General features: G+C 64.8%; 29 protein-coding genes. 9 read left to right on the forward strand and 20 right to left on the reverse strand.

Annotated elements, in window-relative coordinates:
• Positions 1 to 31: 31 nt before the first annotated feature.
• On the reverse strand, positions 32 to 496 hold the full coding sequence (locus RMN73_RS04860) for an outer membrane protein assembly factor BamE (RefSeq protein ID WP_309602186.1): 465 nt from the start codon (positions 494 to 496) through the stop codon (positions 32 to 34).
• A 129-nt stretch (positions 497 to 625) separates the two neighbouring features.
• Between RMN73_RS04860 and RMN73_RS04865 the strand changes: the two genes are divergently transcribed.
• The gene (locus RMN73_RS04865) at positions 626 to 1,135 is read left to right on the forward strand and encodes a ubiquinol-cytochrome C chaperone family protein (RefSeq protein ID WP_309602187.1); all 510 of its coding nucleotides are present in this window, start codon (positions 626 to 628) and stop codon (positions 1,133 to 1,135) included.
• Entirely contained in the window at positions 1,132 to 1,656 is a 525-nt protein-coding gene (locus tag RMN73_RS04870; protein ID WP_309602188.1) for a DUF177 domain-containing protein, read from the forward strand. Before RMN73_RS04865 ends, RMN73_RS04870 begins: the two co-directional genes overlap by 4 nt.
• 1 nt (position 1,657) lies before the next feature.
• Here the strand turns inward: RMN73_RS04870 and RMN73_RS04875 are convergent, their stop codons facing one another.
• From RMN73_RS04875 to RMN73_RS04905, 7 genes are all read right to left on the reverse strand, one after another.
• Positions 1,658 to 1,924, reverse strand: a complete 267-nt coding sequence (locus RMN73_RS04875) for a Txe/YoeB family addiction module toxin (RefSeq protein ID WP_309602189.1) — start codon at positions 1,922 to 1,924, stop codon at positions 1,658 to 1,660.
• A complete protein-coding gene (locus RMN73_RS04880; protein WP_309602190.1) occupies positions 1,921 to 2,190 on the reverse strand; it encodes a type II toxin-antitoxin system prevent-host-death family antitoxin in 270 nt (89 codons plus the stop codon). Before RMN73_RS04880 ends, RMN73_RS04875 begins: the two co-directional genes overlap by 4 nt.
• 72 nt (positions 2,191 to 2,262) lie before the next feature.
• Positions 2,263 to 2,781, reverse strand: a complete 519-nt coding sequence (gene ssb / locus RMN73_RS04885; RefSeq protein ID WP_309602191.1) for a single-stranded DNA-binding protein — start codon at positions 2,779 to 2,781, stop codon at positions 2,263 to 2,265.
• A gap of 27 nt (positions 2,782 to 2,808) precedes the next feature.
• Positions 2,809 to 4,659 carry a ferrous iron transporter B gene (locus RMN73_RS04890; RefSeq protein WP_309602192.1) on the reverse strand — a complete coding sequence of 617 codons (1,851 nt, stop codon included), beginning with the start codon at positions 4,657 to 4,659 and terminating at the stop codon, positions 2,809 to 2,811.
• A gap of 13 nt (positions 4,660 to 4,672) precedes the next feature.
• The gene (locus RMN73_RS04895) at positions 4,673 to 4,939 is read right to left on the reverse strand and encodes a FeoA family protein (protein WP_309602193.1); all 267 of its coding nucleotides are present in this window, start codon (positions 4,937 to 4,939) and stop codon (positions 4,673 to 4,675) included.
• A 24-nt stretch (positions 4,940 to 4,963) separates the two neighbouring features.
• Positions 4,964 to 5,620, reverse strand: a complete 657-nt coding sequence (locus tag RMN73_RS04900) for a COQ9 family protein (protein WP_309602194.1) — start codon at positions 5,618 to 5,620, stop codon at positions 4,964 to 4,966.
• Positions 5,617 to 6,543, reverse strand: coding sequence for a DMT family transporter (locus tag RMN73_RS04905; protein WP_309602195.1), 927 nt, complete (start codon positions 6,541 to 6,543; stop codon positions 5,617 to 5,619). Before RMN73_RS04905 ends, RMN73_RS04900 begins: the two co-directional genes overlap by 4 nt.
• 28 nt (positions 6,544 to 6,571) lie before the next feature.
• On the opposite strand from RMN73_RS04905, the gene RMN73_RS04910 reads away from it, so the two are divergent.
• Positions 6,572 to 7,663, forward strand: a complete 1,092-nt coding sequence (locus tag RMN73_RS04910) for an alkene reductase (RefSeq protein ID WP_309602312.1) — start codon at positions 6,572 to 6,574, stop codon at positions 7,661 to 7,663.
• A gap of 37 nt (positions 7,664 to 7,700) precedes the next feature.
• A complete protein-coding gene (locus RMN73_RS04915) occupies positions 7,701 to 8,336 on the forward strand; it encodes a heme-binding protein (RefSeq protein WP_309602196.1) in 636 nt (211 codons plus the stop codon).
• Here RMN73_RS04915 and ribH read toward each other — a convergent pair.
• The 7 genes from ribH to RMN73_RS04950 form a co-directional block, all read right to left on the reverse strand.
• Entirely contained in the window at positions 8,333 to 8,752 is a 420-nt protein-coding gene (ribH, locus tag RMN73_RS04920) for a 6,7-dimethyl-8-ribityllumazine synthase (protein WP_309602313.1), read from the reverse strand. The two genes, RMN73_RS04915 and ribH, sit on opposite strands and share 4 nt — an antisense overlap.
• Positions 8,752 to 10,041, reverse strand: a complete 1,290-nt coding sequence (gene ribB / locus RMN73_RS04925) for a 3,4-dihydroxy-2-butanone-4-phosphate synthase (RefSeq protein WP_309602197.1) — start codon at positions 10,039 to 10,041, stop codon at positions 8,752 to 8,754. Before ribB ends, ribH begins: the two co-directional genes overlap by 1 nt.
• 58 nt (positions 10,042 to 10,099) lie before the next feature.
• Positions 10,100 to 10,702, reverse strand: a complete 603-nt coding sequence (locus tag RMN73_RS04930) for a riboflavin synthase (protein WP_309602198.1) — start codon at positions 10,700 to 10,702, stop codon at positions 10,100 to 10,102.
• Between the two features lie 9 nt (positions 10,703 to 10,711).
• Entirely contained in the window at positions 10,712 to 11,677 is a 966-nt protein-coding gene (gene ribD, locus RMN73_RS04935; protein WP_309602199.1) for a bifunctional diaminohydroxyphosphoribosylaminopyrimidine deaminase/5-amino-6-(5-phosphoribosylamino)uracil reductase RibD, read from the reverse strand.
• Complete coding sequence (locus tag RMN73_RS04940; RefSeq protein WP_309602200.1) at positions 11,670 to 11,996, reverse strand: hypothetical protein; 327 nt, start codon at positions 11,994 to 11,996, stop codon at positions 11,670 to 11,672. The genes ribD and RMN73_RS04940 overlap by 8 nt, the downstream gene beginning before the upstream one ends.
• Before the next feature lie 65 nt (positions 11,997 to 12,061).
• On the reverse strand, positions 12,062 to 12,721 hold the full coding sequence (locus RMN73_RS04945; protein WP_309602201.1) for an energy transducer TonB: 660 nt from the start codon (positions 12,719 to 12,721) through the stop codon (positions 12,062 to 12,064).
• Between the two features lie 75 nt (positions 12,722 to 12,796).
• Positions 12,797 to 14,116 carry a glutamate--tRNA ligase gene (locus tag RMN73_RS04950; protein WP_309602202.1) on the reverse strand — a complete coding sequence of 440 codons (1,320 nt, stop codon included), beginning with the start codon at positions 14,114 to 14,116 and terminating at the stop codon, positions 12,797 to 12,799.
• Between the two features lie 74 nt (positions 14,117 to 14,190).
• On the opposite strand from RMN73_RS04950, the gene RMN73_RS04955 reads away from it, so the two are divergent.
• Positions 14,191 to 15,012: a hypothetical protein gene (locus RMN73_RS04955; protein WP_309602203.1), complete on the forward strand. Its 822-nt coding sequence runs from the start codon at positions 14,191 to 14,193 to the stop codon at positions 15,010 to 15,012.
• A 6-nt stretch (positions 15,013 to 15,018) separates the two neighbouring features.
• On the opposite strand, the gene RMN73_RS04960 is transcribed toward RMN73_RS04955, so the two are convergent.
• Positions 15,019 to 16,662: an NAD+ synthase gene (locus RMN73_RS04960; protein WP_309602204.1), complete on the reverse strand. Its 1,644-nt coding sequence runs from the start codon at positions 16,660 to 16,662 to the stop codon at positions 15,019 to 15,021.
• 91 nt (positions 16,663 to 16,753) lie between these two features.
• On the opposite strand from RMN73_RS04960, the gene RMN73_RS04965 reads away from it, so the two are divergent.
• The 4 genes from RMN73_RS04965 to rplT all read left to right on the forward strand — a co-directional run bounded on the left by RMN73_RS04965 (position 16,754) and on the right by rplT (position 19,124).
• Positions 16,754 to 17,689 carry a ribose-phosphate pyrophosphokinase gene (locus tag RMN73_RS04965; protein ID WP_309602205.1) on the forward strand — a complete coding sequence of 312 codons (936 nt, stop codon included), beginning with the start codon at positions 16,754 to 16,756 and terminating at the stop codon, positions 17,687 to 17,689.
• A 27-nt stretch (positions 17,690 to 17,716) separates the two neighbouring features.
• The gene (locus tag RMN73_RS04970) at positions 17,717 to 18,370 is read left to right on the forward strand and encodes an SDR family oxidoreductase (RefSeq protein ID WP_309602206.1); all 654 of its coding nucleotides are present in this window, start codon (positions 17,717 to 17,719) and stop codon (positions 18,368 to 18,370) included.
• Between the two features lie 162 nt (positions 18,371 to 18,532).
• The gene (rpmI, locus tag RMN73_RS04975) at positions 18,533 to 18,736 is read left to right on the forward strand and encodes a 50S ribosomal protein L35 (RefSeq protein ID WP_309602207.1); all 204 of its coding nucleotides are present in this window, start codon (positions 18,533 to 18,535) and stop codon (positions 18,734 to 18,736) included.
• A 13-nt stretch (positions 18,737 to 18,749) separates the two neighbouring features.
• Positions 18,750 to 19,124 carry a 50S ribosomal protein L20 gene (gene rplT / locus RMN73_RS04980; RefSeq protein WP_309602208.1) on the forward strand — a complete coding sequence of 125 codons (375 nt, stop codon included), beginning with the start codon at positions 18,750 to 18,752 and terminating at the stop codon, positions 19,122 to 19,124.
• Between the two features lie 59 nt (positions 19,125 to 19,183).
• Here rplT and RMN73_RS04985 read toward each other — a convergent pair whose 3' ends face one another.
• Genes RMN73_RS04985 through aceA form a run of 4 tightly spaced genes read right to left on the reverse strand, consistent with a single transcriptional unit; the run spans position 19,184 to position 23,183 of the window.
• Positions 19,184 to 20,110 carry a DUF5996 family protein gene (locus tag RMN73_RS04985; RefSeq protein WP_309602209.1) on the reverse strand — a complete coding sequence of 309 codons (927 nt, stop codon included), beginning with the start codon at positions 20,108 to 20,110 and terminating at the stop codon, positions 19,184 to 19,186.
• Positions 20,111 to 20,127: 17 nt separating this feature from the next.
• Positions 20,128 to 21,699 carry a malate synthase A gene (gene aceB, locus RMN73_RS04990; protein WP_309602210.1) on the reverse strand — a complete coding sequence of 524 codons (1,572 nt, stop codon included), beginning with the start codon at positions 21,697 to 21,699 and terminating at the stop codon, positions 20,128 to 20,130.
• Entirely contained in the window at positions 21,696 to 21,890 is a 195-nt protein-coding gene (locus RMN73_RS04995; RefSeq protein ID WP_309602211.1) for a hypothetical protein, read from the reverse strand. The genes aceB and RMN73_RS04995 overlap by 4 nt, the downstream gene beginning before the upstream one ends.
• A 12-nt stretch (positions 21,891 to 21,902) precedes the next feature.
• A complete protein-coding gene (aceA, locus tag RMN73_RS05000) occupies positions 21,903 to 23,183 on the reverse strand; it encodes an isocitrate lyase (RefSeq protein ID WP_309602212.1) in 1,281 nt (426 codons plus the stop codon).
• Between the last annotated feature and the right edge of the window lie 4 nt (positions 23,184 to 23,187).

The raw sequence follows: 23,187 nt of genomic DNA on the forward strand, positions 1-23,187 counted from the left end.
CACGCGCAGCGACAGGGCCGGGGCGCCGCGATCAATTGTCGGGGCTGGTCTGGCCCAGTGCGCCCGAGTTGAGGACGCCGATGTTGCCAAACAATTCGTCGAAGAAGCTGCGCTTGCGGCCCAATGTCGGGGTCTTGTCATTGACCGGATTGATCGAAACGATCTGGTCCTTGCCGGTCTGACCGACCGAGGCGACGTTGCCTGCCGCGTCGAACCGCACATGAAGCAACGTCTGTTCCTTGACCCGCGGGCCGCGGAACGGAAGCGTATTAGTATCGCGCGCCAGATAATACCAGTCATTCTGGTCGAACTGACCGGTGAAGCTGGGCCGACCCAGCGCCTTGGTCACCGAATCCTTATTATCCACGCCGACCTGGATGTTGGTAGCCAATTCCTTGTCGAGCACGTAGCCGCGGTGATCCCGGATGCCGGCGCAGCCGGTCAGCAAGGCTGCGCTCATCGACGCTGCCGCCAGCTTGACCCAAATCGACGCCATGAAACGAAACTCCCGTAAATGTGCAGATCGCAGCTTGTCTTGCCGCCGAGCCGCCTCAATATGCGAAAGCGACCCGTGCGGGCAAGTGAGAGACTGACCCTCATGATTTGTCGCCTTAAAGGAAACTGAATGGCCTGGCCTTTTTCCCGCCGCACCGATGGGGTGAACGGCACCGCGCTCTATGCCGCGATCGTGGCCGAGATGCGCCGCGCCGATTATTATCGCGCCGCCGGCGTGCCCGACACGATCGACGGGCGATTCGCATTATTGTCGACCTTGTTGGCACTGACCGACATCAGGCTTGGGCAGGGCGGTGCGCTGGCGCTGGAACGGGCACCGCGGCTGGCCGAATGCTTCATCGCCGACATGGACGTGCAGATGCGCGAGGAGGGGTTCGGCGATCCGTCGCTGGGCAAGCAGGTGCGGATGATGGTCGGATCGCTCGCCAGCCGGGTCGACCGCTGGAAAGGGGCGATCGAGCATGATGGCCACTGGCGCGACGCGACGGTGGCGAGCCTGTATCGCGACGAGCCGCCGGGCGAGGCCGAGGTGGCGACGGGCGAGGCGATGATTCGCGCGTTTTGGGCTCGACTTGAGAGTAGCGCCGATGAGGCCTTAGTCGAAGGGAAGATCGGATGAGCGAGGAATTCAGCTGCCGCCTGCCGATCGACCGCGTGCGCGATGGCGAACGGATCGACCTGTTGGCGAGCGAGGCGGACTGCGCGCGAATCGCCAAGCAGATCGATTTGATCGCGATCGGGCGGCTGGAAGCGCATGCTGTACTTGAGCATCGTGGAGCGGTGATCGTGGCGCGGGGGCGGATCAAGGCGGCGATCGAGCAGGCCTGCGTCGCCAGCGGCGAGCCGGTCCCGGCATATATCGACGAAGCGTTCGAAATCAGGTTCCAGCCCGAGCCGACGCGGGTTCCCGACGAGGAAGTCGAGCTGAGCGGCGACGACCTCGACACGGTGTTTCACGACGGCCAGGGGATCGAGCTTGGCGCGGCGATCGCCGATACGCTGGCGGTCAGCGTCGAGCCTTATCCACGCAGCGCCAATGCGGCAGAGGCACTGCAGCAGGCGGGGGTACTGAGTGAAGAGCAAGTCGGCCCATTCGCGGCGCTGGCGGCGTTGAAGGGGAAATTGGGGGAGGGAAATTAGGTTAGTAGTGGAAGCGACATTGGGCGATTAGCAGCGCCTGGTCCGGTCCCTTGCCCTCGACCCGATAAACCAATCGGTCCTTGTCAGTGACGCGGCGTGACCACCAGCCTTTGAGATCGCCCTTGAGCGGCTCGGGCTTGCCCCGGCCCCTGTGCGGATGGCGGCGGCATTCTTCCATCAGTTCGTTAAGTCGACCAAGCGTTTTGGGATCGACGACCTGCCAGTGCAGATAATCTTCCCAGCCCCCATCCGAGAAGATCAGTTTCATGGTGCGGCGTGGCCGTCACCTTCGATACTGCGCTCGGCCCCCTTGCCGGAATCGAGCTGGCGGATAGCCGAGTGGAGCCGATCAGCATTGCGCGGCGAAGACAGCAGGTGGAGCGTTTCCGAAATGGCATTCCAATCGTCGAGCGACACCATGACCACCGAATCGGCTTTCTGTCGGGTGATCACGACTTGAGTCATGTCGTCGACGACGCGGTCCATCAGCTCTTTGAGCCGCGAACGGGCGTCTGTGTAACTGATGACCTGCATGTCTCACTCCTAATCAGCACGAATACCGTACAGATAATTGTACATATTTGCAAGTGCGCTGATCAGGAAACTTTAGAACGGAACGTCGTCGTCGAGGTCGGTTTCGAACGCGGCAGGTTGGGGGCGTTGCTGGGGGCGGGATGAACCGCCGCCACCGCCGCCACCGAAATCATCCGAGCCGCCGCCGTAGCTGCTGCTTGAGCCGCCGCCATAGCCACCACCGCCACCGCCGCCTTCGCTGCGGCCATCGAGCAGCACCATCGCGCTGTTATATTGGCGCAGCACGACATCGGTCGAGTAGCGGTCGTTGCCCGACTGATCCTGCCACTTGCGGGTTTCGAGCTGGCCTTCGAGATAGACTTTCGAGCCCTTCTTCAAATAGCGCTCGGCAACCCCGGCGAGACCTTCGGAGAAAATCGAGACATTGTGCCACTCGGTCTTTTCCTTGCGCTCGCCCGAGCCCTTGTCCTTCCAATTTTCCGACGTAGCGACCGAGAAACTGACGACCTTGCCGCCATTGGCGAAGCTCCGCGACTCGGGATCCTTGCCCAGATTCCCGACCAGGATCACCTTGTTCACACTGCCCGCCATGTCATTCTCCCAATAGCTTGATGCCGCTTAGCCGAGCCCGGCGGCGACCGCGATCCAATAGGTCGCTCCTGCCGCGATGTAAGCCAGCACGAACAAATATGTCACCATGAATATCGGCCACTTCCAGCCATTGGTCTCGCGCCGGGTGACGGCAATGGTCGAGATACATTGCGGGGCGAACACGAACCAGGCGAGGAAGGCGAGCGCGGTGGCGAGGCTCCAGCGGCCGGCCATCTTCTGCTGCAGCGTCTGGACATTGGCCTCATCCCCTGCGTCGATCGAATAAACCGTGCCGATGGCGGCGACGGCAACTTCGCGCGCGGCCATCGCGGGGAGCAAGGCGAGACTGATATCCTTGTTGAAGCCAATCGGCGCGACGACGACGTGGATGCCATCGGCGATGTGCCCGGCGATCGAGACGTCGGACTGTCTCTGGCCCGGGCCGGCCTGCGGGAAACTGGCAAAGGCCCACAGGATGATGGTGGTGGTGAGAATGATCCCGCCGGCGCGCTTGAGGAAGATCATCGCGCGCTGGAGCAGGCCGAGGGCGATGTCGGCGATCCGCGGCATCTGATATTTGGGCAATTCCATCATGAACGCACCGCCGCCGCCCTTGACCACCGTCCGGCGCAGAACAAGCGCGGCGAGCAAGGCGCCGACCACGCCGACGATGTAGAGCGCGAACATGACGAGGCCCTGGAGGCCGACGCCGGGGAGGACATTCCGCGCCGGGATGAACGCGCCGATGATCAATGTGTAGACCGGCAATCGCGCGGAACAGGTCATCAAGGGGGCGACGAGGATGGTGGTCAGGCGGTCTTTGGGGTCGTCGATGGTGCGGGTTGCCATGATCCCGGGCACCGCGCAGGCGAAGCTCGACAGCAAGGGGATGAAGGCGCGGCCGCTGAGGCCGGCGTGGCTCATCAGCCGGTCCATCAGGAAGGCGGCGCGGACCATGTAGCCGGTCGATTCGAGCACCAGGATGAACAGGAACAGCATCAGGATCGGCGGCAGGAAAACGATCACCGCGCCGACCCCGCCGAACAGGCCGTCGACGATCAACGAGCGGAAGATTCCGGGGGAAAGCGCGGTTCCAATTGCGGCGCCGACGCTGGCGACGAGTTCGGCGAGGGCATCGGCCGGCGGGGCGCTCCACGCGAACACCGCCTGGAACATCACGAACAGGATCGCGGCGAGGATCAACGGGCCGGCGATCGGGTGGAGCAATAGGCCGTCGAGGCGGTGGGTCAGGCGGCGGGTCGGGGTCTCGCGAAGGATTGCACCGAGCGCGATCTCGCGGGCGCGGCGCTGGAGGGTGAAGCCGTCATGGCTGGGGCCGCTGCCCGGGCGGATCAAGTGCGGTGCGAGCAGCATATGATCGAGCTGACCAAGCAGCGGCGCGATGCCGCGTTTGCGCACCGCGACGGTCTCGATCACCGGGACGCCGAGCTCGGCCTGCAGCTTGGCAACATCGAGTTCGAGCCCATCGCGCTTGGCGAGATCGATCATGTTGAGCGCGACGACGATCGGCAGGCCGAGTTCGATCAGCTGGAGCGTGAAGCGCAGGTGATTGTCGAGGTTGGAGGCGTCGACCACCACCAACAAGGCGTCGGGCAAGCGCTCGCCGGCCTGCTTGCCAAGCAGGACGTCGCGAGTGACGGCTTCGTCGGGGCTGGTCGGGTCGAGCCCGTAAGCGCCGGGAAGATCGATCAACTCCACAGCGGTGCCGCTGGGCAAGGTCAGTTTGCCGACGTGCCGTTCGACCGTGACGCCGGGATAATTGCCTACCTTCTGCCGCGCGCCGGTGAGCGCGTTGAACAAGGCGCTCTTGCCGGCATTGGGGTTGCCGACGACCGCGATCAGCGGGGCCAAGTTCATGCTGTCGGTAACGTCATGCGGCGTCGGGGATGACCTGAACCGCTCGGGCATGGGCGCGGCGGATCGCAACGGTCATGCGCCCGACCCGTACCGCCAGCGGATCGCGACCGAACGGGCCGGTGTGAAGCGATTCGACCGACACGCCCTCGTCAAAGCCGAAATGGCGCAAGCGCGAGGCGTCGCTATCCCCCAGATGCGACCAGTCGATCGCCGCAATGCGGGCGCGAATTCCAACCTTCAGCTGATCGAGAGTCACCGTCATATTGCGAGTGATTATCATTAACGGCTTGAGAAAGCCAGTGCGTCACGCGGGCGGGTAACGCAGCCGACCGAGGAAGCGCGACAGGCTGGGGCGGCGAAGGTCGCTGCCCTTCCACTGGCTCTTCCATTTTTCGAAGCTCATCACATTGGCGAGGCGACGGTCGAGGAAGGCGGCGGTATCGGTCGAACCGTCGGTCTGGTCGTCGATCCAGGTCAGCAGAGTCGAGCCATAGACCGCGCTCAGCGTCAGACGCTTGGTATAATGGTTGAAGTCGCTCGCAGTATCGCCGGCGTTGCGCCAGATGATGTCGGCGGTGCGCCAGCCGAGCCGCGAGCCGCGCAACGCATATTGCGGCATGGCGAGCAGCGACAGCGCCGAGCGAATTGCCTCGCGCGCCGGTTCCATGGTTTCGAGCCGGAACCACAATTGAGCGCGGATGCGGTCACGGACCTTCATTGCGGCGATCTTGTCAGGCGGGAAAGCCGCCACCATGGCGTCGTCGACGGCCGAAATATAAGCGTCGATCATGTCGACCTTGGCCTTGGGGAAAGCGAGCCTCGCCTGCGCCGGTTCAATCCCGAGCTGAGCGGCGGCGGTGTCGACCGCCGTGGCCGTCCAGCCGTCGAACACGGCATTTTCGCCAACTGCCAGCGCCAGGCGGGCGCGGATCGCTTCGAGTGGAGTCGGGGTGTCGGTCATGAAGGCAAAATGGCGTGTCGCTGCGGCTTCCGCAAGCGCACCAGGATCAAGGCAATAATGATTAGCATGGCACCGAGCCAGTCGAGCCCGGTCAGCGCCTCATCATAATAGAGATAGCCGAGCAGGGCCGACAGCGCTGGCTGGGTCAGCATCGCGATCCCGACGATCAACGGCGGGACGTGGCCGAGGGCGTAAACCAACAGGCCCTGGCCGATGACCTGGCTGCACAACGCCAAAGCGAACAACGCGGTCCAGTCGGTCGGGATGATCTGTTCGCCGCCGATCAGTGCCGTCGGCAGCAGCATCGCCGCGCCGAACAGGCTGGCGAGGACCAGCAACGGAACTGGCGCGAGCTCGGTCCGGGTGCGTTCGACGAAGATCAGGTAGAAAGTGTAAAGCAGGCCGGCGAGTGCACACAGCAGATCGCCCCGCAAATGCGCGGCCGACAATTCGGCGCTCCCGACCATCAGCAATCCGCAGCCCAGAGCAGCGAGCGCCAGCGCCAGCGCCTGCACCGAGGTCGGCCAGTTGCGCGCCAGCCACAGCCCCCAGGCAGCGAACAGGAAGCTCGACAAATTGCCAAACAAGGTGGCGTTGCCGAGTTTGGTGAGGAGGATTCCGACATGCCAGGCGGCCAGATCAGCGGCGAAGAAAAACGCCGCGAGCGCGATCGCGCCGACCAGTGCAATGCGCGGCACACGCAGCGGCTGGCGAAGTATCAGCGCAACCAGCCACAGGAACGGCAAGGCCAGCGCCATCCGCCAGAAGCCCGCCGCAACCGGGCCCACCCCGCTGTGGCGGACGAGAAACGGGCCGGCGGCGAGCGCAACATTGCCAAGCAGCAGCGCAAGGAACGCCCAGCGGTGCGCGCTTGTATCGTTTCGATTTGAAACTATCTGCGTGGATCGCGGCTCGCCCGTCATGGACGCGCCGATAGCAGAAAGCCGCTTCATGCCCAGCCTGTTCGACCCGATAGATTTAAGTCCCGCGCTCCAGCTGTCCAACCGCATCCTGATGGCCCCGCTAACCCGCGGGCGGGCGACGAAGGACGCCGTTCCGACCGACTTGCAGCGCGATTATTATGCGCAGCGCGCCGGCGCAGGGCTGATCATCAGCGAGGCTACCGGGATTAGCCGCGAAGGGCTTGGCTGGCCCTATGCGCCGGGGCTGTGGAGCGACGCGCAGGTCGAGGGATGGAAACCGGTGGTCGGCGCGGTGCATGAGGCGGGCGGCAAGATCGTCGCGCAATTGTGGCACATGGGGCGGATTGCCCCGACCGGTGTATCGGGAATGGAGGCGGTGAGCGCGTCGGCGGTGCGCAACGATGCGTTGGGCCACAGCTACGGCGGCAAGGAGCCATATCCGACCCCGCGCGCGGCGAGCATGGACGACATCAAGCGGATCATCGGCGATTATGCGGCCGCCGCGCGCAACGCGATTGCGGCAGGGTTCGACGGGGTTCAGATCCACGGCGCCAATGGCTATCTGATCGATCAATTCCTGCGCAACGGGACCAACCGGCGCGACGATGAGTATGGCGGGCCGATCGACAACCGGCTGCGCTTCATGAGCGAGGTCGTTGAAGCAGTGGTGGCGGAGGTCGGGATCGACCGCACCGGCATTCGATTGTCGCCGGTGGGCGAATCCCAAGGCTGCAACGATAGCGACAATCATGCCCTGTTCACCGCCGCAGCTGCGCGGCTGGAGCAGTTAAAGATGCCGTGGATCGAGCTTCGCGAGCCGGGCCCGCAATCGACGTTCCGCGCCACTGACGAGCCGCCGGTGAGCCCGTCGATACGCACGGTCTATTCGGGCATGTTGGTGCTCAACAGCGATTATGACGACAACAATGCGCAGGACACGCTCGACGTGGGGATCGCCGATGCGATCAGCTTCGGGCGGCCGTTCATTGCCAATCCCGATTTGCCCGAGCGGCTGCGCAGCGGAGCCGCGCTCAATGTCTGGGACGTGAAGACATTCTATTCGCAAGGGCGGGAGGGTTACACTGATTATCCGGAGCTCGCGGAACAGGTGGCTGGCTAGGCGGGTTTGTCTTCCACTGGTTGTGGAGGAGTAAGCGATGGACAAGGTGATTAAGCGCGGATTGGCCGGTGCGGCGGTGGCTGGTGCGGCGCTGATCGGCGGCGCACTGTACGTCATGCAGGAACGCCAGACCGAAGAGCCCGACTTTCGCGCGATTCGCACCGACGGCGACTTCCAGATCCGCGAATATGGCGCGATCACGGTCGCCGAGACGGTCGTCCAGGGTCCGCGCCAGGCGGCGCTTAGCGCGGGCTTCGGCATAATCGCCGATTACATCTTCGCCAAGTCGCGGCCGGGCGAGACGATCGCCATGACCGTGCCGGTGGTGCAGGATTCGGGCGACCCGATGGCAAGCGAGCCGCCGATGTTCGACGACGAACTGGAAGGCGCGTGGCGGACCCGCTTCGTGATGCCTGCCGGCCGGACAGCGGACGATTTGCCGACCCCGCCGGATGCGATCGAGCTGGTCGATTTGCCGCCGCGCAAGGTGGCGGTGGTGAGTTTTTCCGGCCGAGCCGACGACCGCATGCTGGCCGAGGCCGAGGACCGGCTGCGCGGTTGGCTGGCGCGCAACGGCGAGAAGAGCGCCGCCGAGCCCGAATATGCATTTTACAATTCGCCGATGATCCCCGGGCCGCTGCGGCGCAACGAGGTGTGGTTGGTGCTGGGCTAGCCGAAGCGCGCTTTCAATTCCATCAGCGCCAGCGCGGCCCGCGCTGCCTCGCCGCCCTTGTTCATATGGGCGGGATCCGCGCGGGCCAGCGCCTGGGCTTCATTCTCGACGGTGAGGATGCCGTTGCCGACCGCGATCCCGTCCATCGTCAGCGCCATGATCCCGCGCGCGCTTTCGCCGGCGACGATTTCGAAATGGTAGGTTTCGCCGCGGATCACCACCCCGAGCGCGACAAACGCGTCGAAGCGGCGGCTTTCATCGGCGATGGAGATAGCCCCGGGAAGCTCGAGCGCCCCAGGGACGCTAATCGTCTCGTGGGTGTGACCGCCGCCCTCGATCGCGGCGCGGGCACCGGCGAGGAGGAGGTTATTCAAATGGGCGTAGAAGCGGGCTTCGGCGATCAGGACGTGGGCCATCATTCGGACTCCGGCGCGGGGATTGGGCGTTCCTCGACGATCGCGAGGCCGTAGGCGGAGAGGCCGACGGGGGCATGGCGGGTGTTGGTCAGCAGCACCATGTCATGGACCCCAAGCGCGGCGAGGATCTGAGCGCCGACGCCATAGCCGCGCAATTCGGGGCCCGACGTCGACGGCTTGCCCGAGCGTATGTCGGTCGCGCGGGAGAGGGAGCCTGGGGCGGCGGCATGGAGCGCGACGATCACGCCCGAGCCCGCCGCCTCGATCATCGCCATCGACCCGTCGAGCAGGCCGGCGCGCGGGGTGCGTTCGCCCAGCAGATCGGCGAACAGGTCGATCGAATGCATCCGGACAAGGGTCGCAGACTCGGGGCGGATCGCGCCGTGGACCAATGCGAGTTCCTCATCGCCGCTGGCCGAATCGCGGAACACCTGCGCCTGCCATTGCGCGCCCGTACTGCTGGTAAAGGCGCTTTCAGCGACCCGTTCGACCATGTGATCGCGGCGCAGGCGATAGGCGATGAGATCGCGAATGGTGCCGATCTTGAGGCCGTGGACGCGGGCGAACTCCATCAACTGGTCGAGCCGCGCCATGGTCCCGTCATCACCCATGATCTCGCAGATCACGCCCGAAGGATTGAGCCCGGCGAGGCGCAAAACATCGACCGCAGCCTCGGTATGCCCGGCGCGGACCAGCACCCCGCCGGGGCGCGCGACGAGCGGAAAGACGTGGCCGGGGGACACCAGCGCGCCGGGGCCGTTAGTGGCATCGATCGCCACCGCGATCCAGCGCGCCCGGTCGGCGGCGGAGATTCCGGTGGTGACGCCCTCGCGCGCCTCGATCGAGACGGTGAAGGCGGTGGCGAGCTGGGTGCCGTTGACCGGTGACATTGGCGCAAGGCCGAGCTGGTCGATGCGATCCTTGGTCATGGCGAGGCAGATCAGTCCGCGCCCGTGACGCGCCATGAAATTGATCGCATCGGGAGTCGCCATTTGCGCGGGGATGACGAGATCGCCCTCATTCTCACGGTCGTCATCATCGACCAGGATGAACATCCGCCCGTTGCGCGCCTCATTGATGATCGCCTCGGGGCCGACCAAAACCTCGGTATTGCCCGCAAGGAGCAGTTTTTCGAGCTTGCCGAGGGTGTCGGCGGTGGGGTTCCACTCGGTAGAGCCCAATTTGCGCAAGCTGTTGGGGTGAAGACCGGCGGCGCGGGCCAGGCCAGCGCGGCTGATCTCGCCAGTGGCGACGACGGCGTTGAGCCGGGCGATCAGATCGGTGGACATAAGCCACAATATCACACCTAAATGTGATATTTAAAGGGGGTGCGTCACATTAACTGCGTCAATTGCGTGATTCTTCCAGCCGCTTGAGGTAGCGCGCAAGAACGTCAATCTCTAGATTGACCGATTGACCGACTGCCACTTCACCCAGAGTAGTGTGATCGGCGGTGTGGGGGATGAGGTTGATGGTGAAATCAGTGTCGGTTGCGCTGTCAATGACGTCGTTGACGGTAAGCGAGACGCCATCGAGCGTGATCGAGCCCTTGGCGGCGATGAAGCGGCCAAGGTCGCGGGGGGCGCGGATGGAGATGCGCAGCGAGCCGCCGTCAGGGGTGGCGGACATCACCTCGCCGATGCCGTCGACATGGCCGGTGACGAGGTGGCCGCCGAGTTCGTCCCCCATCCGCAGCGCGCGCTCGAGGTTGAGGCGCGCGCCTTCGGTCCAAAGCGCCAAAGCGGTGCGCGAGACGCTTTCGTGGCTGACATCGACCGCAAACCAGTCGGAACCCTTGTCGACCACGGTCAGGCACACGCCCGAGCAGGCAATCGAGGCGCCGAGGTCGATGGTCGCGGGATCGTAGGATGTGGCGATGGTCAGGCGCAGATCGCCGCGCTGCTCGGCGGCCCGGACGGTGCCGATGTCGGTGATGATGCCGGTGAACATACCCCTGCTCTAGCGCACGCGTTCGTAAATTTCGAGCCGGTCGACGCCGAGCGAGCGTCCATCCTCGCTGCGCCAGCGGTTATGGGCGTCGGCGATGGCGTCGAGGCCGATGTAGCCGAGGCTTTGCTTGCCCTCGCCGATCAGGATCGGGGCGCGGTAGATCAGGATCCGGTCGACCAGATCGGCGGCGAGAAAGGCGGTGGCGGTGGCCGAGCCGCCCTCGACCAACAAATCGTTGACGTCATGAAGTCGATGCACATCGTGCGGAGAAGACAGTGTTTCCCAGCCGTCGACCGCATCGCCGCGGGTGAGCAAGGCACGGCGCGGGCTGTGATCTTCAAGCCCCGGCAGACGGACGTCGAGGCTGGGCGAATCGGCAAGCCAGGTGCCGCGACCGACCAGGATCATGTCGCTCGCCGCGCGCTCGAGATGGACGTGCGCGCGGGCATCCTCGCCGGTGATCCATTTCGACTCGCCTGAGGGAAGCGCGAGCTTGCCGTCGATGCTAAGGGCGAGCTTGAGCGTGATTCGCGGGCGGCCAAGCGAGAGGCGGGTTAGATAGCCGGCGAGGCTGTGGCGGGCGGCCTGCGCGCCTTCACCGATAGTTACGTTAATCCCGGCAGCGCGGAGCATGGCCGCACCCTGGCCGGCGGTGCGCGAATCCGGGTCTTCGAGCGCGATGATGACGCGCGCGACCCCGGCGGCCGCGATCAACGTGGCGCATGTCGGGCCGCGGTCGCTGGTGTGGGCACAAGGTTCGAGGCTGGTGTACAGTGTGGCACCCTTGGCCGCGTCGCCCGCCTTGGCCAGCGCAAGCGCCTCGGCATGGGGGCGGCCGCCGGGCTGAGTGGCGCCGCGTGCGATGACCACGCCATCCTCCGCGATGACGCAGCCGACATTGGGATTGGGGGCGGTCGAACCGCGAGCGGCGGCACCGAGCGCAATCGCCTGCCCGATCAGGCTGGGATCACTCAATGCCGAGCCTTTTCTCCAATTTCTTGAATTGCTCCTGCTTGGCCTTGGCAAAAGCTTCACGCTCGGCCTGGTCCTTTTTCTGGTCGGCGATGATCTCCGCATCGGTCCGTCCGGGCTTATAATCCTGGACGTAGGTAATCTGTTGCGGCGGGGCGGTGTTGACGGTCGAATCGACGAAGAAAATGATGATGATGATGACGGTGATCAGCACCGCCAGCGTCAGGCCGAGCACGCGGTCGCGATTGTCGCCGTGGCGGAAGACGGCGAAGAAATCGCGCAGCGCGGCGCGCGGGCTCGAGACGGGGGGAAGGATCGCCATGCAATGAAGATAGGGCGGGGCGGCGGTTCTCGCCAGCCCCGCCCGACCCGGCAATGCGTCCGGGGCTAAGCGTTGCCGAGTTCGAACCGCAAGGCGATGGTGGTGGTCGACGGCACCGCCTTCGTTCCCTCCATCGCGGGTTGATAGCGCCAGGCGCGCAAGATGTGCCGTCGCGCGGCGTCGAAGAAAATCTTGTCGACCCGCCCGACCGGATCGACCGCGACCACCCGGCCGGCCGCATCGATCGTCAGCTTGAGGCGCAGGCTGGCCTCGTCGCCGGTCTCGCGCTTCGAATCGGGATAGGGTGGGCGAAGCGAATCCGCTGCGGTGGCTAGGTGGGGGCCGGTGCGAATGATCGGCCGATCAAGCGGGATTGGTGCCGTGCCGGTTCCGCCTGTATTGCCCGGCTGGGGCAAGGGCTGCGGCATCGGGTCCACCGTCGGCCGGGGGCCGGGCAGAGGCGGGATAATCGTGATCGGATTGTCGAACGTCGACGGCGTCGGCTTGGGATTCGACTGCGGCGGCGGGTCGTCCGGCTTGGGCACCACCGGGTTGGGAATAAAGTCGATGATCAGCGGCGGATTGACGTGGCGTTCGATCACCATCTTGGCCGACATCACCGCGCCGATCGCGGCAATGTGACCCGCAATGATCAAGGTGAGCGCCATCGGGCTAAGCCGCTGACGATCGGGTTGGGGCGCATAAGCGAGCATGGTCACCTCCATCGATAATATAAGCGATGATACATCATTACATAAATGCGGCAAGGTGAATTCGTCGCTGCGGCGCAGCAAATGAATTTATGCGGCGGCGGCGGTCAGGCGCGCGGTGGCGCGGGTTCGGCCGATGCGCTTGAGCAAAGGCGCCATTTCGGGGCCCGACTCGCGACCGGTGAGCGCCAAGCGCAACGGCAAAAACAGTGGCTTGCCCTTACGGCCAGTCGCGGCCTTGAGCGCGGCGGCAAGCTCGGCCCAAGGCTCTGTCGACCAGTCGAGGGTCGCGGCGATGGTCGCAGCCTGGGCCAGGAAGTCGCGATCTTCGGCGGGAATCGCTGGCTTGGGCAGGTTGCCGTCAAGCACCGGCAGCCAGTCGCCGAGCTCCGCGAGATGATCGACATTGCCGCGCAACAGCAGCCAGTCGGCCTCGCTCATGCCCGGCGGCAGGCGGTCGGCGATGGCGGCGAAATCGAGATGGTGGAGCAATTTCATATTGAGTTGCTCGACCTCGGCGAGGTCGAAATGGGCCGGGGCGCGGCCGAAGGTAGCGAGGTCGAAGCCCGCCGCCAATTCGGTCAGCGTGGCCTTGGCCTCGACCGGCTGCGAGGTGCCGAGGCGCGCGAGCAGGCTGTTGAGCGCCATTGGCTCGATCCCCGCATGCTTTAAATCTTCGACCCCCGACGATCCGAGCCGCTTGGACAATTTGCCTTCTGCGGCGACCAGCAACGCGGTGTGCGCAAGCTTGGGCGGAGGGGCGCCGAGCGCGGCGAACATCTGCAGCTGGACCGCGCTGTTGGTGACATGATCCTCGCCGCGCAGCACGTTGGTGATGGCGAGGTCGATGTCGTCGATCACGCTTGGCAGCAGGTACAGCCAGCTGTTGTCGGCGCGGCGGATGACCGGGTCGCTGATCAAGGCGGGGTCGAACTTCTGGTGACCGCGGACGAGATCGTCCCATTCGATCGGCGCGGCATGATCGAGCTTGAACCGCCAGTGGGGGGCGACGCCGACGGGAACCGGCGCGTCGGCGGGCTTGCGCTGGTAGGTCGGGGGCAGCTTGCGCCCGAGCAATATCTTGCGCTGGATGTCGAGTTCTTCGGGGGTTTCGTAGCAGGCGTAAACGCGGCCATCGGCGCGGAGCTTTTCAAATTCGCGTTCGTAGATCGCAAACCGCTCGGACTGACGGACGGTAGCGACAGGGGTCAGTCCCAACCAGTCGAGATCGGCGATGATGCTCGCGACATGCTCCTCGCGGCTGCGCTCGAGGTCGGTGTCGTCGATACGAAGCAGGAATTTGCCCTCACGCACCTGCGCGGCGAGCAAATAATTATGAAGCGCGGTACGGATATTGCCGACGTGAAGCCGGCCGGTCGGCGACGGGGCGAAACGGGTTATGACAGTCATGCGATCACCGCTAGACATTTTCACTCGGCAGACCAACACTCATCACGCGCCGATTGACCGAGAGGGATGGGATGATGAAGCGACTGTGCGTTTGGACAATGCTGGCATTGGGCGCGGTGAGCCCGACTAGGGCAACGACGATGGTGTCCGAGAAATTCGTTTGCCCGGTTGGTGGCGAAAAATTCAGCGCCAACGTGATCGCCAGCATGACCAGCTGGGGATCGCGCCCGGACGGACGCCGTTATGGCACTACACCGATCGTCCCGCTGACCGAGTGCCCAAAAAACGGCTTTGTTTATTTCAGTGAAAAATTTGACGCCGCCGACAGTGCGGCGTTGACGCCGCTTGTGCTGGGTACCGAATATCAGTCGCTGCGGAAGTCGGAGACGCCCCATTATCGCGCCTGGTGGCTAATGAACAAGTTGAACCGGGATCCGCTCGACCAGGCGTGGATGCTGCTGGTTGCCTCCTGGGAAAGCGATGGCTCGCCCGACCGCAAAGTTCGCTATCAGCGGGCGTTCGTCGATGCGGCCCGCGCGCTCTCCTGGTCGAAAGACAAAGCCGAGGACATTTTCTGGACCAACGTCCGCGCCGCCAATGCACTTCGCGAGCTCGGACAGTTCGATCAGTCCAATGCCTTGCTCGACCAGATTGACGTGGCCGACAAACGCCCGACCAATCTTGATCAACTGAAAGGCGCAACGCAATTGATCGGCGAGCTTCGCAAACTCAATTCGGAGCATAATCCGGCGCTGGAACCTGCCAATATGGTCCCCGTGATGGTCGCAGCGGAGCGGTGCAAGGCATCGTCGCCGGCCCTTACGGCGGTCGAGACGGCGACGTGCGCCAGCGACGAAGTCAAGCAAGCAATGCTGCGCCTCGAAGCGAATCGCTAACCGGAATCAGCGTCCCGTGTGGAAGGCGTTGGTGATCGGGTAGCGGCGGTCGCGGCCGAAGTTGCGGGTGCCGATTTTCACCCCGGGGGGGGCCTGGCGGCGTTTATATTCGGCGCGGAGGAGTTTGCCTTCGATGTCGGCGACCAGTGTCTCGTCAGCGCCGGTGATGGTCGCTGTTTCGACGACCGATTTTTCATGCTCGACCAATGCCTCCAGGATGCGGTCGAGCAAGGCGTAAGGTGGCAGGCTGTCCTCATCCTTCTGGTTGGGGCGAAGCTCGGCGGTCGGCGGCTTGTCGATCACCCGCTGTGGCATCACCGGCCCGTCGGGGCCGAGGCCACCCTCCGGCCGGTTTTCGTTGCGCCAGCGCGACAAAGCGAAGCAGGTCGATTTATAGGCGTCCTTGAGCACGGAAAAGCCGCCTGCCATGTCGCCATAGAGCGTCGCATAGCCGACCGACATCTCGCTCTTGTTGCCAGTGGTGAGCAGCATGTGGCCGTGGGTATTGGACAGCGCCATCAGTGTGACCATGCGCAGCCGCGACTGGATATTCTCCGCCGCCAGCCCCTGTGCTCCGTCGAGCATCTTGTCGAACGCCTGCACCCCGGGGACGATCGGGATGACGTCATGACGGCAGCGCAGCATTGCGGCGCAGGAGGCGGCATCTTCGAGGCTGTCGTCGCTGGTATATTTGGACGGGAGCATGACGCACCACACCTTGTCCGCGCCAAGGGCGTCGACCGCGATGGCGGCGGACAGCGCGCTGTCGATTCCGCCGCTGAGGCCGAGCAAGACGCCGGGGAAGTTATTGCGGCCGACATAATCGCGAAGCCCGATCATCATCGCCCGGTAGATGTCCTCGGGGTAAGCCGAGAGCTGCGACTTCTTAGCGCTCGCGCAGGTCCAGCCGTTGGCGGTGCGACTCCATTCGGTGAGCCACAACGCCTCGTCCCAATCGGGCATCTGGAGCGCGATCTGGCCGTCGTCATTGACGACAAAGCTCGACCCGTCGAACGCCAGTTCATCCTGCCCGCCGACGCGATTGAGGTAGACTAAGGGCAGCCCGGTCTCGGTGACTCGCGCCTGGACCAGCGACAGACGCCGCCGGTCCTTGTCGATCTCGAACGGGCTGCCGTTCGGGACCAGCAAAATCTCCGCGCCCGCCTTGGCGAGATGGGCGCATACGGGCTCGAGCCAGATATCCTCGCAGATCGGAATGCCGAGCCTGACCCCGCGCCATTCGATCGGGTCGGGCAACGGGCCGGCGGCGAACACGCGCTTCTCGTCGAAGGTGCCGTTATTGGGGAGTTCATGCTTCAGCCGCCGCGCGATCAATTTGCCGCCCTCGGCGAGCAGCATCGCATTGTAGACCGCACCGTCCTGCTGATGCAGCGAGCCGAACAGGATCGCGGGACCATCATCGGCGGTGGCGTCGATCAGGCGCTCGGCGGCCTCCATCGTGCGGCGGACGAATTCGGGCTTGAGCACCAGATCCTCGGGCGGATAGCCGGTCAGCTGAAGTTCCGGGAACATCACCAGATCCGCGCCCTTCGCCTTCGCGCGCCACGCAAGAATCGCGGCGGCATTAGCGGCGAGATCGCCGACGCGTTGGTTGATCTGGGCGAGCGCGATGGCGAGCGTGTTGGTCACGCATGCCGCTTTAACGCCCCGCGCGAGGCGAACAAGCTTGTCGCGGGCGGCATGCGCTCGCTAAGGGGATCATCTTCTCGGGGGGAATGCGATGAAACTGCTAGCCGGCAACTCCAATCTGCCGCTCGCCAAGGCGATCGCGGACTATCTCGACATGTCGTTGACCGAGGCCAGCGTGCGCCGCTTCGCCGACGAGGAAGTGTTCGTCGAGATTAACGAAAACGTCCGCGGCGAGGACGTGTTCGTGATCCAGTCGACCAGCTTCCCGACCAACGACAATCTGATGGAATTGCTGATCTGCATGGATGCGCTGCGGCGGGCATCGGCCAAACGGATCACCGCCGTCATTCCCTATTTCGGCTATGCGCGGCAGGACCGCAAACCCGGCCCGCGCACCCCGATATCGGCCAAATTGGTGGCCAATATCATCACCACCGCCGGCGCCGACCGGGTGCTGACGATGGATTTGCACGCCGGACAGATTCAGGGCTTCTTCGACATCCCGACCGACAATCTGTGGGCCGCGCCGGTGATGGCAGCGGACATCAAGGAGCGGCTGGCAGGGCGCGAACTGGTGGTGGTGTCGCCCGACGTCGGCGGCGTGGTCCGCGCGCGCAGCCTGGCCAAACGGCTCGACAATGCGCCGCTGGCGATCGTCGACAAGCGCCGCGAGCAAGCCGGCGAATCCGAGGTGATGAACATCATCGGTGACGTCGATGGGCGGACTTGCGTGCTGATCGACGACATCGTCGATTCGGCGGGGACATTGTGCAACGCCGCCGCCGCGCTGAAGCAGCAGGGGGCCACGGAGGTGGTGGCCTATTCGAGCCACGGCGTGCTGTCGGGCGGCGCGGCCGCGCGGGTCGAGGGAAGCGAGTTGACCGAAGTGGTGGTGACCGATTCGATCTTCTCCGACCAGCCCGATGCCAAGGGCGGCAAGATTCGCCGCCTGAGCATCGCACCCTTGTTCGCGCAGGCGATCAGCCGCATCGCCGACGAAACCAGCGTATCGAGCCTGTTCGACTGAGCGGGCGACTTAATCGGGAGAGATACAATGCCAACCGCCCTGATCACCGGCGCCGCGCGCGGCCTGGGCCTTGAATTCGTCAAGCAATATCGCGCCGCGGGTTGGGACGTTATCGCCACCGCCCGCAGCGAGGGCGGCGAGCTGGCGGAGACCGGCGCGCAGATCGTCACGCTCGACATGACCGACTTCGCTGCGGTCGCCGGATTGGCGCTCGACCGCCCGCTCGACCTGCTGATCGCCAATGCGGGCATCGCGCTGCCGGCCGAGGCGCGCACCGTAGACGATGCCGCCGGTTGGCTCGACACCTTCCGCATCAACAGCATCGCGCCGGTGCTCATCGCGCAAGCATTGATGCCGCGACTGGCCGAAGCGAAGGGCAAGGCGATCGCCATCACCAGCCAGATGGGCAGCATCGCCGATTCCTCGACCGCGTGGATCCCTTATCGCGCGTCGAAGGCCGCGCTTAATATGGCGTGGCACGTGCTCGCCAACGAAGTGCACGAGCAGGGTGTCACCATGGCCGTGATGCACCCGGGCTGGGTCCAGACCGATATGGGCGGACCAAGCGCGTCGATCGATGCGCCGACCAGTGTGCGCGGCATGGTGGGCGTGATCGGCGGGCTCGCGATCGAACAGACCGGCGGTTTCTTTGGCTATGACGGCCGCGCAATCCCCTGGTAGCTTGCCTTTGCGGTGTGCGCTGGCTAAGGCGCGCGCTTCCGCAATTGGTGGAAGAACGAATCGCCCGGCCAGTTAGGGCTGCCGTGGCGGTTCTCAGAACGTCGCCCCCCGGGAGAGTTTTCGCGAGAAGACTTGGCCGCGCGGGGCCACAAGGAGACGAAAATGCCCAAGCTCAAGACCAAGAGCGGCGTGAAGAAGCGCTTCTCGCTCACGGCCACCGGCAAGCTCAAGCACGGCGTTGTCGGCAAGCGCCATCGGCTGATCAGCCACAATTCGAAATATATCCGCCAGAACCGCGGCACCGAAGTTCTCTCGTCGGCGGACACGCCCCGGGTGAAGCTTTGGGCGCCCTACGGCCTCAACTAGGAGCTAGCGGACCATGGCAAGAGTCAAACGCGGCGTCACCACGCGCGCCAAGCACAAGCGGATCTTGGACAATGCGAAGGGCTATTATGGCCGTCGCAAGAACACCATCCGCATCGCCCGCCAGGCCGTCGAAAAGGCCGGGCAATACGCGTATCGCGATCGCAAGGTGAAGAAGCGGTCATTCCGCGCCTTGTGGATCCAGCGCATCAACGCCGCGGTGCGCGCCGAAGGGCTGACCTATGGCCAGTTCATCCACGCGCTGAAGCTGGCCAACATCGATCTCGACCGCAAGGTCCTGGCCGATATCGCGATGCATGAAGCCGAGGCGTTCTCGGCGATCATCGCGCAGGCCAAGGCTGCACTGCCGAAGGAAGCCGTGGCCGCGTAAAGCGCCACTGGCGACAAACAATGGAAGGGCGTCGCGGCTTTGGCTGCGGCGCCCTTTCCTTATGGCGCGACGGGGTTTCGCTCGAGGGCTGGGCGGTCCCAATGGGCGAAATCGGCGGCGGCGGCATAGGTCGACTGGAGAAACGCCATCAATGCCGCTTCGGGATCGGGCGCGGCGGCGGCGACGGCGTAGGGCAGGATGAACTCGCCCAAGTCGGCGCTGAAGCTCGCAGCGTCGGGCGCGACCGCTGCGGCGCGGAAGGCGGGCGGTTCGGGGTAGGCGTAACTGTAGAAGATCGGCTCGGCGGGCATGGCCGCATTGCCGGGCCAGAATCCTGCGCTCGACACTTCGTGGCTATAGGCCTCGCGGGTGACGCGGTCGGGGAGGCCGGGGACACCGCCGGGATGAGGCGGGGCGGTTCGGCCCGAGAATCGGGTAACGGCGAGGTCGAAACTGCCCCAGAAGAAATGTACCGGGCTCGCCTTGCCGAGGAAGCCGGCCCGAAACTTGGCGAAGACCGGGACGATCAGCGCGAGCATGTCGCGCAGTCGCTCGGCGCTGGCCGGATCATAGGCACGCAGCGCATGATCGTTGGCGAATGGCAATGCCTCGGGGATTTCGTTGGGAAAAGAGTGGAAGCTCGACGGCAGGCCGTGGCGGTCGAGCATCGCCACGAAATCGCGGTGAAGGGCGGCGACGATGAGGCCGTCGTTCAGCGCCACGCGGTCGCTGGCACCGTCGCTGACCCGCAAGATGATCGCATGCTCGCACAGATCGAGCGCAAGGGTGAAGCTGCGGCCGTCATTGGCGGCGGTCGGGTCGGTGATCAGGCCGGACGCCACCGGGTGAAGCGTGACGTGCCAGCCGTGATTGACCCACGGCGCATGCGCGACGCGGAGCTTGCCGAGCAATTGGCTGGCAAGGTGGAGCGTGGCGATGGTCGGCGAATCGCGCACGACATCGAAGGCGGGCCAAATGGCACTCATCGGGCCATGTTACGCCGTCAGTCGAGCAGGGGGTAGGCCTGCAGCGTCAGGAATTCGTCGAACGCGTCGTCGGTGACGAGGTTGTGGAACAAGCGGCAGGCCTGCTTGAGGTGCGGGACTTTGCCGAGCGCGGCGATTTCCTCCGCCAGCCAATGTTCGAACAGGTCGCGGCTGAAGCGAGTGCCGTCGTCGAACGGCGCTTCGAACTTGAGCCATTGCCACAGTTGCGAGCGGCAGATTTCGGCGGTCGCGGCATCTTCCATCAGATTATACAGCGGCACAGCGCCGCGCCCGCCGAGCCACGCTGCGATGTACTGCACCGCTACCCGGATATTGGCGCGCGCGCCCTCTTCGGTGCGGACGCCGGGGTGGATCTCGAGCATTGCCTCGCGGGTCGGCACGGGATCGACGCGACGGTCGAGCTGGTTCGGGCCGGGCATCGCCGCGAACGCCTCCATCGCCACCCCGACCAAAGCCGGATGCGCAACCCAGGTGCCGTCGTGGCCATTGCGGACCTCGCGTTCCTTGTCGGCGCGGACCTTGGCGAGCGCGACATCGTTGACGGCGGGGTCGTCCTTGACCGGGATCTGCGCCGCCATTCCGCCCATCGCATGCGCGCCGCGGCGGTGGCAGGTGTCGATCAGGCGCAGCGAATAGGCCGCGAGAAAGGCCTTATCCATCGTCATCGCCGAGCGATCGGGAGTCAGGCGATCGGCGTGGCCGCCGATCCGCTTGATGGTCGAGAAGATATAATCCCAGCGGCCGCAATTGAGCCCGACGATATGATCCTTCAGCGCGTGGAGGATTTCGTCCATCTGGAAGGCGGCATCGATCGTCTCGATCAGGACGGTGACGCGGGTCGAGCCGTGGCGCAGGCCGATCTGCTCCTCGGCGAAGGCGATGACGTCACTCCACAGCGCGGCTTCCTCGGCCGATTCGAGCTTGGGGAGGTAATAATAAGCGCCCGACCCCGCCGCGCGCGCGGCGGCGGCATTGTGCAAGAGGTAGAGCGCGAAATCGACAAAGGCGCCGGCGAGCGGCTGGCCGTCGACGGTCAGGTGGCGTTCGTCGAGGTGGAGCCCGCGCGGGCGGACGATCAGCACGGCGGGGGTGGTGCCGAGTGCGTAGAATTTGCCGCTGTCCGGATCGGTGAAGCTGAGCGTGCCGCGCCAGCGGTCGATCAGATTGGCTTGGCCGTCGATCAGATTGTGCCAGCTCGGTGCGGTCGAATCCTCGAAATCGGCCATGAACGTCTTCGCGCCCGAGTTGAGCGCGTTGATGACCATCTTGCGGGACGTCGGCCCGGTAATTTCGACCCGGCGATCGGCGAGATCGGCGGGCGCCGGCGCGACGGTCCAGTCGGCGGCGCGGATGGCGGCGGTGTCGGCGCGGAAATCAGGCAGCGCGCCGGAATCGTAACGCGCCTGAATGACAAGGCGCGCTGCGAGCAGGTCGCGGCGGCGCTGGTCGAAGCGGCGATGGATGGCAGCGAGCAGCATCAGTGCGGCCGGGGTCAGTATCTCCCCGGCGCGCGGATGATCGCTTGGTGAAACCTCGACCGACGGGCGGTCGAGCAGGGCTTCACTCACGCACGCGCCTCATGCGTGATGACGTAGCGCGTGGTCGCGGCGAGCCGGTCGCGGAAGGTCAGTCGCTGCCACTCCGTGCGGGCGCGCGTCGGGCTCGGGAAGGGGCCCGAAATCTCCTCGGTGCCAGGAACGACTTCATCGAACTGGCAGTCGCGATATTCGCCACCGATGACCCAATATCTCTGTGCCATTTTCTATGCTCCTTACGCTGCAACGGTTTCAAATTGGTCGGCTTCGGTCGATTCCCCGAGTGCCGTCGTCGATGAGGTGCCGGCCGACAGGGTCAGGGCGACCTTGTCGAAATAACCGGTGCCGACCTCGCGCTGATGGCGAGTGGCGGTGTAGCCCGATGCTTCGCTGGCAAATTCGGCCTGCTGGAGCCGCGAGTAAGCCGCCATGCCCTCGTCGCGGTAGCCGCTGGCGAGTTCGAACATCGAATGGTTGAGGCTGTGGAAGCCGGCCAGGGTAACGAACTGAAACTTGTAGCCCATCGCGCCCAATTCGCGCTGAAACTTGGCGATCGTCGCCTGATCGAGCTTAGCCTCCCAGTTGAAGCTGGGCGAGCAATTGTAAGCCAGCAATTTGCCCGGATATCTGGCGTGCACTGCCTCGGCAAAAGCGCGGGCGTCGTCGAGATCGGGGTTGCTGGTTTCCCACCACAGCAAATCGGCATGCTCGGCAAAGGCGAGGCCACGCGCGATGCAATGATCGAGCCCGGTGCCGTCCTTCAAGCGAAAGAAGCCTTCCGGGGTGCGCTCGCCGGTCAGGAACGGGCGGTCGCGCTCGTCGATGTCGCTGGTGATCAGCTTGGCGCTTTCGGCGTCGGTGCGGGCGACAACCAGGGTGGGCACGCCCATCACGTCTGCGGCGAGACGCGCGGCGTCGAGGTTGCGAATGTGCGCCTGGGTCGGGATCAGCACTTTGCCGCCTAAGTGACCGCATTTCTTCTCGGCCGCGAGCTGGTCTTCGAAATGGACCGCCGCTGCGCCAGCCTCAATATAGGCCTTCATAATCTCGAAGCAGTTCAAGGGGCCGCCGAAACCGGCCTCGGCATCGGCGACGATCGGGACGAACCAGTCGCGTTTCGCGCCACCTTCGCTGACTTCGATCTGATCGGCGCGCTGGAGCGTGCGGTTGATACGGCGTGCCAGCTCCGGCCCGGCATTGGCAGGATAAAGCGACTGATCGGGATACATCGCGCCGGCGGTGTTGGAATCGGCCGCAACCTGCCAGCCCGACAGATAGATGGCGTCAAGCCCGGCGCGGACTTGCTGCATCGCCTGGTTGCCGGTGACCGCACCGAGCGCGCGGGTGGGCGCGTCGCGCTTGAGCATTTCCCACAAGCGATTCGCGCCGCGACGGGCGAGCGTCTGCTCGACCACGACCGATCCGCGCAATGCCTCCACTTGGTCGGGCCCATAGCCGCGAGTGATGCCGTCGAAGCGGCCGGTTGGGGCAGGGACCAATTGGTCAAAACTTGTCATTCAA

The organism is Sphingomonas sp., assembly GCF_031372575.1.
Classification (GTDB): Bacteria; Pseudomonadota; Alphaproteobacteria; order Sphingomonadales; family Sphingomonadaceae; genus Sphingomicrobium.

Coding starts and splice junctions, on each gene's coding strand:
- RMN73_RS04860 (WP_309602186.1), bottom strand. CDS start 496: ATGGCGTCGATTTGGGTCAAGCTGGCGGCAGCGTCGATGAGCGCAGCC.
- RMN73_RS04865 (WP_309602187.1), top strand. CDS start 626: ATGGCCTGGCCTTTTTCCCGCCGCACCGATGGGGTGAACGGCACCGCG.
- RMN73_RS04870 (WP_309602188.1), top strand. CDS start 1,132: ATGAGCGAGGAATTCAGCTGCCGCCTGCCGATCGACCGCGTGCGCGAT.
- RMN73_RS04875 (WP_309602189.1), bottom strand. CDS start 1,924: ATGAAACTGATCTTCTCGGATGGGGGCTGGGAAGATTATCTGCACTGG.
- RMN73_RS04880 (WP_309602190.1), bottom strand. CDS start 2,190: ATGCAGGTCATCAGTTACACAGACGCCCGTTCGCGGCTCAAAGAGCTG.
- ssb (WP_309602191.1), bottom strand. CDS start 2,781: ATGGCGGGCAGTGTGAACAAGGTGATCCTGGTCGGGAATCTGGGCAAG.
- RMN73_RS04890 (WP_309602192.1), bottom strand. CDS start 4,659: ATGAACTTGGCCCCGCTGATCGCGGTCGTCGGCAACCCCAATGCCGGC.
- RMN73_RS04895 (WP_309602193.1), bottom strand. CDS start 4,939: ATGATAATCACTCGCAATATGACGGTGACTCTCGATCAGCTGAAGGTT.
- RMN73_RS04900 (WP_309602194.1), bottom strand. CDS start 5,620: ATGACCGACACCCCGACTCCACTCGAAGCGATCCGCGCCCGCCTGGCG.
- RMN73_RS04905 (WP_309602195.1), bottom strand. CDS start 6,543: ATGACGGGCGAGCCGCGATCCACGCAGATAGTTTCAAATCGAAACGAT.
- RMN73_RS04910 (WP_309602312.1), top strand. CDS start 6,572: ATGCCCAGCCTGTTCGACCCGATAGATTTAAGTCCCGCGCTCCAGCTG.
- RMN73_RS04915 (WP_309602196.1), top strand. CDS start 7,701: ATGGACAAGGTGATTAAGCGCGGATTGGCCGGTGCGGCGGTGGCTGGT.
- ribH (WP_309602313.1), bottom strand. CDS start 8,752: ATGGCCCACGTCCTGATCGCCGAAGCCCGCTTCTACGCCCATTTGAAT.
- ribB (WP_309602197.1), bottom strand. CDS start 10,041: ATGTCCACCGATCTGATCGCCCGGCTCAACGCCGTCGTCGCCACTGGC.
- RMN73_RS04930 (WP_309602198.1), bottom strand. CDS start 10,702: ATGTTCACCGGCATCATCACCGACATCGGCACCGTCCGGGCCGCCGAG.
- RMN73_RS04940 (WP_309602200.1), bottom strand. CDS start 11,996: ATGGCGATCCTTCCCCCCGTCTCGAGCCCGCGCGCCGCGCTGCGCGAT.
- RMN73_RS04945 (WP_309602201.1), bottom strand. CDS start 12,721: ATGGAGGTGACCATGCTCGCTTATGCGCCCCAACCCGATCGTCAGCGG.
- RMN73_RS04950 (WP_309602202.1), bottom strand. CDS start 14,116: ATGACTGTCATAACCCGTTTCGCCCCGTCGCCGACCGGCCGGCTTCAC.
- RMN73_RS04955 (WP_309602203.1), top strand. CDS start 14,191: ATGAAGCGACTGTGCGTTTGGACAATGCTGGCATTGGGCGCGGTGAGC.
- RMN73_RS04965 (WP_309602205.1), top strand. CDS start 16,754: ATGAAACTGCTAGCCGGCAACTCCAATCTGCCGCTCGCCAAGGCGATC.
- RMN73_RS04970 (WP_309602206.1), top strand. CDS start 17,717: ATGCCAACCGCCCTGATCACCGGCGCCGCGCGCGGCCTGGGCCTTGAA.
- rpmI (WP_309602207.1), top strand. CDS start 18,533: ATGCCCAAGCTCAAGACCAAGAGCGGCGTGAAGAAGCGCTTCTCGCTC.
- rplT (WP_309602208.1), top strand. CDS start 18,750: ATGGCAAGAGTCAAACGCGGCGTCACCACGCGCGCCAAGCACAAGCGG.
- RMN73_RS04985 (WP_309602209.1), bottom strand. CDS start 20,110: ATGAGTGCCATTTGGCCCGCCTTCGATGTCGTGCGCGATTCGCCGACC.
- RMN73_RS04995 (WP_309602211.1), bottom strand. CDS start 21,890: ATGGCACAGAGATATTGGGTCATCGGTGGCGAATATCGCGACTGCCAG.
- aceA (WP_309602212.1), bottom strand. CDS start 23,183: ATGACAAGTTTTGACCAATTGGTCCCTGCCCCAACCGGCCGCTTCGAC.